Below are 14,516 nucleotides of genomic sequence, written 5' to 3'. Positions count from 1 at the left end.
AATTTATAAGCAACTACCTATCATTACATGGGACGTAATAATGCAAAAATCATTCTTTAAACTGACGCTGTTGACCACGCTTATCTTGGGTATGAGTGCTTGTAGTGGCGACAATAAAACCACTGACGAGTCTGCTGCCAGCTCAGATGCAAAAGCCGCTAAAACCCTACTTTATTGTTCAGAAGGCAGCCCAGCTGGTTTCGATCCCGCACAGTACACCGCCGGCACCGATTTTGATGCGAGTGCTTATCCTATCTATAACGGTTTGGTACAGTTTAAAAGAGATGGGACTGAAATTCAGCCAGGACTCGCTGAAAGCTGGGATATTAGCGAAGATGGTAAGACCTATACCTTTAATCTACGTAAAGGCGTCAAGTTCGGTAAAACCGATTATTTCACACCAAGTCGCGATTTCAACGCAGACGATCTGATTTTTACATTAAAACGTCTCACCAACCCAGACTTTGAATTTAACAAAGCTTACCCTGCAGAATTCCCCTATTCAGTTGGCATGGGATTACCTGATATCATCTCAAATATCGAAAAGGTCGACGACTATACTGTCAAAGTCACGCTTAACGAAGTCAATGCCCCATTTTTACAAAACCTAGCGATGCCATTTGCTTATATCAACTCTGCTGAATATGCAGATCAGTTGATGGCCTCTGGTAATGAGCCTGATATCAATAACAAACCTGTTGGTACTGGGCCTTTCGTCTTTACGTCCTATCAAAAAGACGCGCAAATCCGTTATACCAAAAACCCAGACTATTGGGACAAAGATAACATCTACATCGACAACCTTGTGTTTGTTATTACTAAAGATTCAGCCGTTCGTGCGCAAAAAGTTCAAGCGGGTGAATGTCATGTATCGGCATATCCAAAACCTGCCGAAATTGAATCGGTCAAAAAATCTGGTAAAGCCACCGTTCTTGATCAACCAGGTTTTAACGTCGGTTATGTCGGCTATAACGTTGAAAAGCCGAAGCTAAGTGATCTTAAAGTACGTCAAGCACTGGATATGGCGATCAATAAAGACGCAATCATCAATGCTGTCTATCAAAGCGAAGGTCTCAAGGCAACCAACCCAATGCCGCCTACGCAGTGGGGTTATGACGACTCTTTAAAAGATGCACCTTATGATGTTGAAAAAGCAAAAGCGCTGATTAAAGAAGCTGGCGCGGACAATATGAACATCAACTTATGGTACATGCCTGTTCAACGTCCATATAACCCTAATGCCAAACTCATGGCTGAAATGCTCCAAGCAGATTGGGCGAAGATTGGCGTCAATGCCAAACTGGTTACTTATGAGTGGGGCGAATACCTAAAACGCGCGGCAAAAGGCGAGCCTGATGTGATCTTGGCAGGTTGGACGGGGGATAATGGTGATCCAGATAACTGGTTGGGCTCATTACTGTCTTGTGACGCGGTCGGTGGTAATAACTACTCACGTTGGTGTAATAAAGACTTTGATAATTTAGTCATGAAAGGACGTCAGGTCACCAATCAAGATGAACGTATGGATGACTATGTACAAGCTCAGCAGATCTTCAAAGAGCAGCTTCCTTGGACGACTATGGCGCATTCGGTAGTCACCGTATTCACTGCACCAAACGTTGTGGATTTCAAAATCAGTCCACTTGGTGCTGTACGCTTCGATGGCGTGAACGTTGAATAACCTTAGCTAATTACGTCCGGTACGACATGCACTATTATTTGATTTGTATTCGGCTGGCTCAGAATCTCTGTTCCAGCCGTATTTATATGGGTTGATTGCTTTTTGACTCACATACTTTTCATTTGAGCAACTTTCACTTGAGTACTTTTGATTTAAGTGCTTGGTCATTTAAGGGCATGGTCACGGACGACCTCATTCATTGCTACTACTCCACTCATTGAATCACAACTATTGAGCAGCCCATGCTACTTTATATTCTGCGCCGTATCGCCATTCTTATTCCTGTCTATCTTGGCCTCACGCTATCGACTTTTACTCTGATCCGTCTCGTACCAGGCGATGCAGTCGAGATCATGATGGGTGAGCGTATGGTGGATCCAGAGCTACATGCTCGCGCCCTAGAAAGACTGGGATTAGACAAACCCCTTATCGTTCAATACTGGGATTACTTGACGGGTATATTGACGGGTGACTTTGGTCAATCCTTTCGTACTCGCTCTCCTGTGTTACAAGACTTTTTTGCGCACTTCGTTCCAACGTTAGAGTTGGCGCTATGTGCGATTGTCATTGCTAGTGTGATTGGTGTGAGCTTGGGTATCTTTGCCGCGCTACGCCGTGGTACTTGGATTGACTATACTCTGATGTCAGGGGCGCTGGCAGGATACTCGATGCCGATCTACTTACTAGGCCCTATTCTGACAGGTATATTCGCTCACTATCTTGGCCTTTTACCCGTTGCTGGTGTGATCTCTGTCGCACAGTTCTTGGATGTCCATCCCTTGTACGGCTCATGGTTGCTTGGCTCTCTCACATCAGGGGAACCGGGAGCTTTTTGGAATGTGGTCAAACACTTTATCTTGCCATCGATTGCCTTATCGACCATTCCACTCGCGATGATCGCGCGGATGACACGCTCTGCGATGTTGGAAGTGTTGGATGAAGACTATGTGCGTACGGCTCGCGCCAAGGGCTTATCGCCACGCCGCGTGATCATGGTACACGTGATGCGTAACGCGCTAATCACTGTCGTCACTGTGGTTGGCTTACAAATGGCAACCTTGCTTGCAGGCGCGATTATTACCGAGACTATCTTTAGCTGGCCGGGTGTTGGTAATTGGCTTCTCGATGGCTTTTTCACTCGTGATTACCCCATTGTGCAAAACGGCATTTTGTTGGTCGCCACTGCCTTGATTTTGGTCAGTTTATTTATTGATATTTTGTATGGTCTGATCAATCCGCGTATTCGACATACCTCTTAATGTTGCAATGTCACATTGATAAATACTCATATGATAAATAGTGATGATTGGCGCTGAAGTGATGTTTTAGCAATGCTTAGTACTTTTTTAGGAACAAAATTCTAAAAAATGTCACTGCGCTAGCCACTATAGGAACTGCTCATGAAGCCTTCTGTTCTCCCCTCTGATGTCAATCTGATGGCTGCCACACCGCCATCGTCTTGGCAGCTATTTTTATCGACCTTTTGCCGAAACAAGGGCGCGGTGTTGGGTTTTATTATTCTCATGCTAATGGTTATTGTTGCCATACTCGCGCCCGCAATTGCCCCCCATGACCCTTACGAGTTGTTTACGGGTCAAGAGCAGCTGCCGCCAGCCTTTTTAAGTGGTGGTGATGCGATGTTTTGGCTAGGCACGGATGATGCTGGACGAGATACCTTGTCTCGGGTGATGTATGGCGCGCGTTACTCTCTGTTTATCGGTCTGAGCGCGACGACCCTTGCGATGTTGGTCGGCATCTCTTTAGGACTTAGTGCTGCCTTTTGGCCCAAAGTTTGGGGCAAAGCGGTCATGCTGGTCAATGATATTTTGATGTCATACCCAAGCTTACTACTAGCGATCATCATTGCCGCTATCTTAGGGCCCTCTATGACCAATACGATTATTACGATTGCACTGGTCTGTACGCCGCCTTTTATTCGTCTGACTCGCGCCACCGCGATGGTGGAGTTGCAACGTGAGTACTTTATCGCTTCGCAGGTGATGGGTGCTGGTGTGCTGCGTTTATTATTTATCACGATTCTACCCAACTGCATGGCACCGCTCATCGTACAAGCAACGATGATTTTTTCCTCTGCTATTTTAGAAGCGGGTGCGATTGGTTTCTTAGGCTTTGGGGTACAGCCACCTGATGCTGAATGGGGCGCGATGCTCGGTACGGCTCGTCAATACATTCAAAGTAACGTTTGGCTCGCTATTTGGCCAGGTGTCGCTATCTTCTTGGCTGCATTGTCGATTAACTTGACGGGTGATGGCCTGCGTGACGCGCTCGATCCCAAATTAAAGCAGGTGACCTAAGATGACTGATACTTTAATTAAAACGCCTACCGCTCATACTTCTATGAATGGTGCATCAACAACAGACGCGCCGCTGTTATTGGACATCGAAAATCTGTCGGTCACTTTTGGTCAAGGAAAGCGTGCCTTTCGTGCTGTCGATGATGTGTCTTTAAAAATCACACAAGGTGAAGTCATCGCTGTCGTTGGTGAATCCGGCTCAGGTAAGTCAGTCACGATGATGGCGCTAATGGGGCTACTGCCGCCGTCTGCCACCGTCCGCGCAAAGCGTGTGATGTTTGATAATAAAGATATGATCAGTATGCCTGCCAAAGAAAAACGCGGCATCATTGGCAAAGACATCTCCATGATCTTTCAAAACGCGATGTCTTGCCTCAATCCAAGCTTTACCGTTGAGATGCAGTTAGGTGAAGTACTGCGCAAGCATTTAGGCTTGCGCGGTTCGGCAGTACAGGCACGCATATTAGAGCTGTTAGAGTTGGTCGAAATGCCTGACGCCAAAAACCGACTCAAAGTGTATCCACATCAACTCTCAGGCGGTATGAGCCAGCGCGTTATGATTGCGATGGCGCTTGCGTGTGAACCAAAACTGCTCATCGCAGACGAGCCAACGACCGCACTTGATGTCACCGTACAAGCGCAGATTATGGACTTGCTGGGTCGTCTACAACGTGAAAAACAGATGGCAATGGTACTGATCACCCATGATTTGGGCCTTGTTGCACAAAACTCGCGTGATGTCGCGGTCATGTATGCTGGACAAGTGGTTGAAACCAGTACCGTGCCAGAGGTTTTTCAACATCCTGCACATCCTTACACAGAGGCGCTTTTACAAGCCATTCCTGAGCTGGCTATCGGACAAGATCGATTGAACAGCTTGCCTGGGGTCGTACCAAGCCAATATGATCGCCCAAGCGGTTGCTTATTATCTCCTCGCTGCCCATACAAAGAGCCTGCTTGTGACGTGCCGCCGCCTATTTTGGACACACCAAATGGCAAAGTGCGCTGCATTTATGCCAATCCTACTGCTCGCACCCCCATCTCTCACGCTGCTATTTTGGAGTCACAAATATGAGTAATAAAGTGGTTTTAAAAGCAGACAATCTACATAAGCACTATCCGGTATCACAAGGATTGGGCAAACCAAAAGCGCACGTCAAAGCGCTGAACGGTATCTCTTTTGAGCTTGAGGCTGGCAAGACATTGGCAGTCGTTGGTGAATCAGGCTGCGGCAAATCTACCCTTGCCCGCCAGCTGACACTCATCGAGCAGCCGACGCAGGGCGAGCTTTTTATCAACGACGAAGCCACCACTGGCTATAGTAGAAAGGCGCTCAAAGACTTACGTACCGAAATTCAAATGGTCTTCCAAAACCCTTATGGTAGCTTGAATCCGCGGCATACTATCGCCTATCAATTGACAGAGCCGTTGGATATTCATACCAATCTGTCGAAAGAAGAAAAGCGTGACAAAATCAACGAGATGATGAGAAACGTGGGTCTACGTCCTGAACATGCTGGGCGTTTCCCACATATGTTTTCGGGTGGTCAGCGCCAGCGGATTGCCCTCGCCCGCGCCATGATGCTCAATCCTAAAATCGTCGTCGCTGATGAGCCTACCTCTGCACTTGATGTGTCGATTCAAGCGCAAGTCTTAAATCTGTTTATGGATTTGCAAGATGAGTATCGTACCGCTTACGTCTTTATCTCACACAACTTGTCAGTCGTACGCCATGTCGCTGATGATGTGATGGTGATGTACTTAGGTCAAGCCGTCGAGCACGGGCCCAAAGAAGCCATTTATAATGCGCCAAAACATCCTTATACCATCGCATTACTGGCGGCTGCACCCACAGTAAATGGCCAAAAGAAAGATTTGACGCTACAAGGTGAGCTACCAAGCCCACTTAATCCGCCAAGCGGGTGCGCTCTACATAAACGCTGTCCATATGCGACCTCGCAGTGCAGCGAAATAGAGCCTCAACTGCGCGAATGGGATGGTCGATTGGTGGCTTGTCTGCGTTTGGAAGAAATATATGGGTAAAAGGACTAACCGCTAAGTAATACTCACTACGCCGCGGCATTTAGGAAACTGCGCGCACCCATAAAAGGACTGTCCTTGGCGTGCGCCATTTTTTGCCACGCGTGCGATCATCGCGCCGTTGCATCTTGGGCAGGTTGGCGCTTGATCGATATTAGCGTCATGGTCTGTCGCTTTAAGTATCTCAGGTTCTTCCACCTGTGGCTCAGATTCTACAATCTCAAACGGCGTAAGAAAAACCTTATCAGCCATATCATGCGGTTTGATTATTTGCTGAGTATTTAGACTATCAATTGGTAATGCGGTAGATTCAATCTCAGTTTGACCAGACCATCGATGCACTTCTCTACTCTTTAGGATAGTTCTATCAACGGTTTCTTTTATTATAGACTTAGGTGTGGGGTTATCAATATTCTTACTTGGGTTGCTATGCTTGTCTTTTAGATAGGCTTTATGCTGCCGATTGGCACGCCATGAATTGCTAAATTTATTGCTCTCGATCTGCTCGACGATAGATGTGACCTCATCTTCAGTAAGTATCTTATCTTGTTTTTTCTTTACATACGACACCATACCACTGGTCAATACATGTTCGGGTAGCTCATCGTGGGTTTTTAACTCGCACTCACTGATGGTATAAGATATTTATAAGGTGAATTAGATAAAAAACTGATTTTTAGTTGAGTTATATTTACTATACGCCTATTATGAATATTAAATATTTAGTGAACATATACTTTGTAATAAGGGTAAGAGATGACACAAAATTTAGCTGGACGATGGAAAGGTGGTTGGGCTTTAGATTTACATACACTATCAAGTACACTCAATCCTGATGGAAGTTATAATAGTATTAGGTCTGACATTGGGGAGGCTTTATTTTTACTCAAATATCGTAACGATAGTAGCCAAATAGATTTTTTAGTTAATGAGCTTGTAGAGTTTTTAAAGACTAGAATGGTTTTGAAGTATCTAGATGTTATTATACCTGTACCTGCTTCACTGCAAAGAAATTCACAACCTGTTTATGATATTTGTGATAAAGTTGGCAAGCTTCTTGATATCAATACTGATTTTACCTTCATAAAAAAGATCAAAGAAACTCAGCAACTTAAGTCTATTAAAGACGTTGAAGAAAGAAAGAAAATAATAAATAAGGCTTTTCAAGTGACCGATTTTAATAAATATAAAAATAAAAAAGTACTAATTATCGACGATTTATACAGGTCTGGAACAACCTTAATAGAACTAACAAACATTCTATACGATGAAGCTCAAGTTCAAAATGTTTATGTAGTTACACTAACTAAAACTAGGAGTAATAGATGAGCAAAGTATTTATCTCAGGATCTATTTCTACGAAGACTTTACCTAATGGTGTCTTGGAAAGTTTGAAAAAAATTCAAAATAATAATATGACTATTTTGGTGGGTGATGCTGACGGCATCGATAAAGTAATTCAAGATCATTTTAAAAAAAATAATTATGACAATGTCCATGTGTATTCAATTTATAGCTCACCTAGATATTTAAGTTCAAAAACTTTTCAAAAAAAATTCGTAAATGTTGCTCTTGAAATCACAAAAGAAAGAGAGAGGCAGACTTATAAAGATGAAGCAATGTCTGTAGATAGCGACTATAGTCTAGTAGTTTGGGATGGTAAAAGTAAAGGTAGTCATAAAAATATAATTCGTGCTTTGAGTCTTGATAAAAAAGTTAAAGTATACTTATCTAATGAAGATCGATTTATAGAGCCTAAAAGAATAAATAAAAATGAAATAGACTTTATATTTTATGAGAACAATGGCTATTCAGCTAAAGAAGTTGTAGATTATTTAAACAATGAAGGCAAAGAATATTTCAAAAACACTAGAGCATTGAATAAATTCTTGATAGATAAGAAGATTATTGAAAAGCAAGATGAAATTTATGTACCTTTGAAAAACCAAGATTTGTTTATTATTGAAAAATATCGAGGCAAGATTTCTGGAATAAAATTTAAAAACTCATTCATTGACTGGTTAGAATCAACTATTGATAGTAAAGCGAAACAAGTAGACTTGTTTTAAAAATCATTAATTTAAAGGTATATTGCATATCGAAAAAAAAGCCACCAGATTTCTCTGATGGCTTTTTCTTAAACACTAACTAAGTCAGGTTTATTACACCAAACTATTCACCGCTTCAATCACAGCGCCAGTCGTAATACCAAACTCTTTATACAAGTCGCTGGCTGGTGCTGACTCGCCATAAGTGGTCATACCGATGACTTTGCCATCGAGACCGACAAACTTATACCAGTAATCTATATGCGCGGCTTCGACTGCGACGCGAGCACGGATATTGGCGGGCAATACCGCTTCGCGATAGCTGGCCTCTTGCTCAACAAAGACTTCAGCACATGGCATAGACACCACACGGACGCCAACACCATTTTCGCTAAGCGTCTTGTGCGCTTCCATCGCTAGGCCAACTTCTGAACCAGTGGCGATAATGATGGCTTGTAGCTCGCCTTGCTCTTTTGCCAGTACATAACCACCTTTGGTGATGTTCGCGACTTGCTCGCTATCACGTGCTTGATGTGGCAAGCTTTGACGGCTAAAGATCAATGCGGATGGGTTGTTTTCTGATTTGATTGCTTCTACCCAAGCACTAGCAGATTCGGTAGCATCACAAGGACGCCATGTACGTAGGTTTGGCGTGGTACGTAGGCTCGTCAATTGCTCAACTGGCTGATGCGTTGGGCCGTCTTCACCCAGACCGATAGAGTCATGCGTATAGACATGGATGACGCGCTGCTTCATCAGTGCGCCCATGCGTACCGCGTTACGTGCGTATTCCATAAACATCAGGAACGTCGCTACGTAAGGGATAAAGCCGCCATGCAATGCAATACCATTGGCAATCGCGGTCATACCGAACTCGCGCACACCATAATAGATATAGTTGCCGTCAGCGTCTTTCTCGATGCCTTTAGCGCCTTTGAATAACGTGAGGTTTGAGCCCGCTAAATCTGCTGAGCCGCCTAGTAGTTCTGGCAGTAATGGCTGCAAGCTGTTGATCGCGTTTTGGCTGGCTTTACGACTAGCAACATCACCGCCCGCTTCTTGCGTTTGCTGAATGTAGGCTCTCGCTTGGCTAGCAAAGTCAGCAGGCAACTCACCATTTAGACGACGTGATAGTTCTACTGCAAGCTCTGGATAGGCTTTTTTGTACGCTTCAAATTCAGCATCCCAGTTCTTTTGCTGCACATCGCCTTTGGCTTTGGCATCCCACGCTTCATAGATTTCGTCATCTAATTCAAATGGGGCATGCTTCCAAGACAGCGCATCACGCGTCAAGGCGATTTCGTCATCACCAAGTGGCGCGCCATGACTTGCCGCAAGGCCTTGTTTGTTTGGGCTACCAGCACCGATAGTCGTTTTGCAAATAATTAGGCTTGGCTTAGCAGTTTCTGCAATTGCTTGCTCAGTTGCCTGCGTGATCGCATCAGTATCATGACCATCGACTTTGATCACTTGCCAGCCGTACGACTCAAAGCGCGCTTCGGTATCATCAGTGAACCAACCTTCAACATTACCATCGATTGAGATGCCATTGTCATCATAGAAGAATACCAATTTGCCAAGACCTAATGTGCCAGCGAGCGAGCACACTTCATGACTGATGCCTTCCATCAAGCAGCCATCGCCTAAGAACGCATAGGTATGATGATCAACGATATTATGACCGTCGCGGTTGAACTGCGCTGCGAGTGTCTTCTCTGCAATCGCAAAACCAACAGCATTGGCAATACCTTGGCCTAGAGGACCAGTCGTCGTCTCAACACCAGGGGTATAGCCATACTCAGGGTGACCTGGGGTTTTTGAATGCAGCTGACGGAAACCTTTGAGGTCATCAACGCTGACATCATAACCTGATAAATGTAGCAATGAATAAATAAGCATCGAGCCATGACCGTTTGACAGTACAAAGCGGTCACGGTTGTGCCAATTAGGATCAGCTGGATTGTGCTTCAAAAATTTGCGCCACAAAACTTCGGCAATATCAGCCATACCCATTGGCGCACCCGGATGTCCAGAGTTGGCTTTTTGAACCGCGTCAAACGACAGTACACGGATGGCATTGGCTAGTTTACGTTCGCTAATTGGAGCTGGCATAGAGTGTCCTAATATTCGAATGAGTCGTATAAAGATAAGAGGAGAGTTTACTCAGAGGATGATCCATCAAAAACGCGGCGTGCGTCCTCAGTGGATAGGCTATAAAATAAAAATGCAATATTAACATATTTGCTATGAGCCTAGCCAAAAATGCGGTGACAATACCGTTTCTATTTAGCAATGACTCACATCAGTTTTGTTAAACGATAGACAGTCATAGATTTTAATTTAAGCTATCAGTAACAAGCTACAAGTGACCTAAGTGACAAGCAGCTCATTACTTATAGTCCATTTATTAAACTGAAATAGTCTCAGCACCGCCCATAAATGGACGCAATACTTCTGGAATCGTAATGCTACCATCAGCGTTTTGATGATTTTCCATCACTGCTAGTAGCGTACGACCAACCGCCAATCCTGAACCGTTCAAAGTATGAGCTAAGCTAGTTTGCTTGCCATCTTTGACGCGCGTACCCATACGGCGCGCTTGGAAATCGCCACAGTTAGAGCAGCTAGAGATTTCGCGGTAGGTATCTTGGCTTGGTAGCCATACTTCGATGTCATAGGTTTTTTGTGCGGCAAAACCCATATCGCCCGTACATAGCTGTACCGTGCGGTATGGCAACTCAAGCTGCTGCAAGATATATTCGGCCTGCCCTGTCATTGCCTCTAGCAAGTCATCAGACTGATCGCTGGTGCCAACATTGACCATTTCGACTTTTTCAAACTGATGCTGGCGGATCAGACCACGGGTATCACGGCCATGCGAGCCCGCTTCACTACGGAAGCATGGCGTATGGGCGGTGAATTTTAGCGGTAGCTCTTTGATATCCAAACGCTCTCCGCGTACCAAGTTGGTCATTGGCACTTCTGCTGTTGGAATCAGATAAAAATCCATCTCATCGTTATTCGTGTGATTGCTTAGCTTAAACAAATCCTCTTCAAACTTAGGCAACTGACCCGTCCCTTTTAGACTATCGCTATTGACAATATAAGGCACATAGGTCTCAAGATAGCCGTATTTTATGGTATGGGTGTTGAGCATAAACTGGATCAGTGCACGATGCAGCTGCGCCAATTGGCCTTTTAGCACGTTAAAACGGCTGCCTGTCAGTTTGGTTGCGGCCTCAAAGTCGAGCATACCAAGCGTCTCACCGATATGCGTGTGATCTTGAATTTCAAAATCAAACGTACGCGGCGTGCCCCACTTACGCACTTCTACGTTATCGTCTTCTGACGTACCCACTGGTACATCTGCCGCTGGAATATTTGGAATCTGCAGCGCTGCTTGAGTCAGCCGCTCTTGCAGAGTACGTAGCTCGTCTTCAGCAGCTTTAATCTCACCGCTAACGCTTTGCATTTCAGCCAATAGCTCACTGGCATCTTCGCCTGATTTTTTTAGAGCACCGACTTGCTTAGCCCCAGCGTTACGACGCGATTGCAATTCTTCTGTTTTGACTTGTAGAGACTTACGCTCGGATTCAATCGACTGCCAAAACTCCATATCAAGCGTATAGCCACGAGTGGCCAGTCGTTGCTGTAAATCGCTTAAATCGCCGCGTAAGAGTTTTGGATCAATCATAATCGTTGCCTGTAACACTAAAAGTGAATAAGAAGTTTAAACATTATTAGTATGATTATTGGTCAGCTTATACTTATTGCAAAGCTTCATAACTCAATAACTACCTTGCCATGCTGCCATATTTTTTATCAAACTATATGGGTGCCGCTATCATACCAAGACCCAGCAGATTTGACCATGCTTTGAGCTTTTTTGAGCGCTTTTAGCGTGATTTTGGGCTACTACTTTCATTATTCATAGCCAGTCATACTTACCCGAAATGCATATCCTATATGTTCAACTTACTTTAATAAGGATCATCTACCTTTATTAAAGCCATTAATATCGCCGCTATCAGTGAACAGATCCGCTTATATGTTTCATTTAAGAGTACTTTTCGGTAAGATAAGCGCATACCTTTATTTACCTACAGCCAAGTAGTACATCATGACTTGGCTTTGGCGATGTAAACCCAAAACTTTTAACATAAGCATCTGAGAAACCTTTATGGCCCTGTATCCTTACACGCTCCAACCTGTCGCCTTAAACCTAACTGAAGCTGAATTCCTTCAAGCCCAATATGAACTGTTTGCCAGTGCCAGCCCCTCTTTTGGTCTGTCAAGCTTTAAGACCAAAGAATGGATCATTATGGCTGTGGTTGTGGTACTCGCTATTGCAGGACTGATCTTTGTAACAGGCTACTCAACCATCATTTTTTGGTTGATGCTCGTTGGTGTGGTGATTTATCTATTGGCGCGTACTTTAGGCTTTAGATGGTATGTAAAAAGAGAGTTTGAAAAACAAATTGCTGATCAAGAGATGCCAGATGAAATGCGTCAAATGAAGCTTGGTGTACAAAAACATGGTCTGGTCATGGCAATGCCAAGCAACCAGCCTGAGATGATGAAAAACTCGCAAATGCGCGGTATGCAAATGCGTGCAGGTGCGACCCAGCAAGCGGTTATTCCGTGGACTGCTATCAAGAGCTGGGACGAGACTAACGACTATATCTTTATGATGTTTGAGATGAAAGGCCAGCAAGGTAGCCAAATTCTTCCGAAACGTTTGCAAGCGCAAAAATTCCCTATCGATACGGTACGTCAACATCTACAAGAAGTGGTTCCGGTCAAAGGCTTAAATCCTGAAAACTTGCAGCCGCCAGCATAAAGGTTATCAGCTCTCTCTATCGTTTAGAAAAGCGATAGAGAGACTCAATTATAGTTTTATAAAAACAATCGTAAAAGTGAATTTATTATATTTAACTTACTAATGATAGTTTGCTATTATTATAAGCATCAAAGGAAGAGCTAGAGCTTATGTAGATATTAATAAAAGTTAAGATATTTTTATTTTTATGCTAATTAACTACTACTCGTCTTTCTTCAATTTTATATAACAACACTCACACTATAAGGACAATATTATGAGTAATACTAATAACGCTACTAACCAGATCGGTTTAGAAAAAGCTGACATGAGCGAAGTCATCGCTCAATTAAACAATCTGCTATCAACGTACCATGTGTTTTACTTAAATGTACGTGGCTATCATTGGAATGTAAAAGGTGAGCATTTCTTTACTTTGCATCCAAAGTTTGAAGAATTATACACATCGCTACAGTTACAGATTGATGAGATCGCTGAGCGTATCTTGACTCTCGGTGGTACACCACTTCACGCTTATAGCGATTTTGCACAGCACACGAGCATCAGCGAAGACAAAAACGTCAAAGATGGTACATCTTGCGTTAAAGGCGTAGTAACTGGTTTACAAGCCTTAATTGCCGAGCAGCGTCAAGTATCGTCATTAGCAGCAGAAAGCGACGATCAAGGTACCGCTGATCTGGTTGATGAATACGTACAAGAGCAAGAAAAGCTGGTATGGATGTACAATGCCTTCTTGGGTTAATACTTTACTAAGCTGATCACACTTAGCTTAAATAAATCCAAATAACAGTAAAACTTAGAACCATAAAAAAGCACCCAGCTGGGTGCTTTTTTATGCTCAGCGATCTGTAACAGATTGATTTACTGTTGAATCCATTGACGCATCTTTTCACGCTCAGCAGGTGTTGCTTGTAGCCAAATCTGCATAAATGAATCTAAGGTATTGGTAGAGGTATTCACACTCGTGGTTTGCTTGATATTGGTCGTACCAACATTAGTATTGTTTGGCATTGCTGCTGGTTGATCTAATGCTGCTATCGCACGTTGGTTTTGTAATTCTGCATCGCCCGCCCCACCAAACACACCACCTAGCGCCTTACCGAGCCCTGAAAGCAGTCCACCTTGATTACCAGCCATACCCTGTTGACTTGCGATAACTGTATTGTTCTGCTGAATAACGAGTGTTGGCTGCTTAGCATAATCTTTAGCGGCTTCGTAATCTTCTGGCTGGTTCGGCATCGTCAAACGATACGTTTGGTTATCTGCCAATTCCGCCGTCACGCTGACGTTACCTGAACGAAGGTAATCATGCTCATCACGCTGCAAGTTATATAAGCGGTCATACTTAGCAGTGATAGCGTGTTGACCTGGCTCAAGGGTAAACTTTTTAGTTAGTGGTTGAAATAGACTTTGCTGAACTTCTTGTCCATTGATGGCAGTCACTTTGATATGGTCATCAACCAATAGCGTCACAGCGGCTTGTGACATCACAGAGACTGAGGTCGCACCCACAAACAACAGTCCAATCGTCAATTTTTTTAGCAAAGAAGCATTCGATTTCATAAATTATTCCATTAGTAGTAAGAACATGT

General features: G+C 43.8%; 13 protein-coding genes. 9 read left to right on the top strand and 4 right to left on the bottom strand.

All coding sequences use genetic code 11. The features are described from left to right. The first annotated feature begins 40 nt into the window (after window positions 1-40). The 5 genes from GYK50_RS03585 to GYK50_RS03565 all read left to right on the top strand — a co-directional run bounded on the left by GYK50_RS03585 (window position 41) and on the right by GYK50_RS03565 (window position 6,039). Window positions 41-1,681 (top strand): ABC transporter substrate-binding protein, encoded by a 1,641-nt coding sequence (locus tag GYK50_RS03585; protein WP_212564283.1) that lies wholly within the window; start codon window positions 41-43, stop codon window positions 1,679-1,681. Between the two features lie 242 nt (window positions 1,682-1,923). Beyond that, window positions 1,924-2,940, top strand: coding sequence for an ABC transporter permease (locus GYK50_RS03580; RefSeq protein WP_058023778.1), 1,017 nt, complete (start codon window positions 1,924-1,926; stop codon window positions 2,938-2,940). A gap of 141 nt (window positions 2,941-3,081) precedes the next feature. Then, window positions 3,082-3,996, top strand: coding sequence for an ABC transporter permease (locus GYK50_RS03575; protein ID WP_058023779.1), 915 nt, complete (start codon window positions 3,082-3,084; stop codon window positions 3,994-3,996). A gap of 1 nt (window position 3,997) precedes the next feature. Next, window positions 3,998-5,071 (top strand): ABC transporter ATP-binding protein, encoded by a 1,074-nt coding sequence (locus tag GYK50_RS03570; RefSeq protein WP_212564282.1) that lies wholly within the window; start codon window positions 3,998-4,000, stop codon window positions 5,069-5,071. Next, window positions 5,068-6,039 carry a peptide ABC transporter ATP-binding protein gene (locus GYK50_RS03565; protein ID WP_058023780.1) on the top strand — a complete coding sequence of 324 codons (972 nt, stop codon included), beginning with the start codon at window positions 5,068-5,070 and terminating at the stop codon, window positions 6,037-6,039. Before GYK50_RS03570 ends, GYK50_RS03565 begins: the two co-directional genes overlap by 4 nt. Window positions 6,040-6,051: 12 nt before the next feature. On the opposite strand, the gene GYK50_RS03560 is transcribed toward GYK50_RS03565, so the two are convergent. Continuing rightward, a complete protein-coding gene (locus tag GYK50_RS03560; RefSeq protein ID WP_212564281.1) occupies window positions 6,052-6,609 on the bottom strand; it encodes a topoisomerase DNA-binding C4 zinc finger domain-containing protein in 558 nt (185 codons plus the stop codon). 183 nt (window positions 6,610-6,792) lie between these two features. On the opposite strand from GYK50_RS03560, the gene GYK50_RS03555 reads away from it, so the two are divergent. After that, entirely contained in the window at window positions 6,793-7,365 is a 573-nt protein-coding gene (locus GYK50_RS03555; protein WP_212564280.1) for a ComF family protein, read from the top strand. Then, a complete protein-coding gene (locus tag GYK50_RS03550; protein WP_212564279.1) occupies window positions 7,362-8,105 on the top strand; it encodes a hypothetical protein in 744 nt (247 codons plus the stop codon). The genes GYK50_RS03555 and GYK50_RS03550 overlap by 4 nt, the downstream gene beginning before the upstream one ends. A gap of 93 nt (window positions 8,106-8,198) precedes the next feature. Here the strand turns inward: GYK50_RS03550 and tkt are convergent, their stop codons facing one another. Together tkt and serS are read right to left on the bottom strand one after the other, a co-directional pair. Beyond that, the gene (tkt, locus tag GYK50_RS03545) at window positions 8,199-10,196 is read right to left on the bottom strand and encodes a transketolase (RefSeq protein ID WP_212564278.1); all 1,998 of its coding nucleotides are present in this window, start codon (window positions 10,194-10,196) and stop codon (window positions 8,199-8,201) included. Window positions 10,197-10,491: 295 nt separating this feature from the next. Then, a complete protein-coding gene (gene serS / locus GYK50_RS03540) occupies window positions 10,492-11,778 on the bottom strand; it encodes a serine--tRNA ligase (protein WP_071002109.1) in 1,287 nt (428 codons plus the stop codon). Between the two features lie 486 nt (window positions 11,779-12,264). Between serS and GYK50_RS03535 the strand changes: the two genes are divergently transcribed. Then, window positions 12,265-12,924, top strand: a complete 660-nt coding sequence (locus GYK50_RS03535) for a YcxB family protein (RefSeq protein ID WP_071002110.1) — start codon at window positions 12,265-12,267, stop codon at window positions 12,922-12,924. 256 nt (window positions 12,925-13,180) lie between these two features. Further along, the gene (locus GYK50_RS03530) at window positions 13,181-13,666 is read left to right on the top strand and encodes a Dps family protein (RefSeq protein ID WP_071002111.1); all 486 of its coding nucleotides are present in this window, start codon (window positions 13,181-13,183) and stop codon (window positions 13,664-13,666) included. Between the two features lie 119 nt (window positions 13,667-13,785). Here GYK50_RS03530 and GYK50_RS03525 read toward each other — a convergent pair whose 3' ends face one another. Beyond that, window positions 13,786-14,487 carry a DUF2057 family protein gene (locus GYK50_RS03525; RefSeq protein ID WP_212564277.1) on the bottom strand — a complete coding sequence of 234 codons (702 nt, stop codon included), beginning with the start codon at window positions 14,485-14,487 and terminating at the stop codon, window positions 13,786-13,788. Window positions 14,488-14,516 lie beyond the last annotated feature (29 nt).

The organism is Psychrobacter pacificensis (assembly GCF_018336615.1).
GTDB lineage: Bacteria > Pseudomonadota > Gammaproteobacteria > Pseudomonadales > Moraxellaceae > Psychrobacter > Psychrobacter pacificensis.
This window is presented reverse-complemented; position numbering and strand designations above follow the sequence as displayed.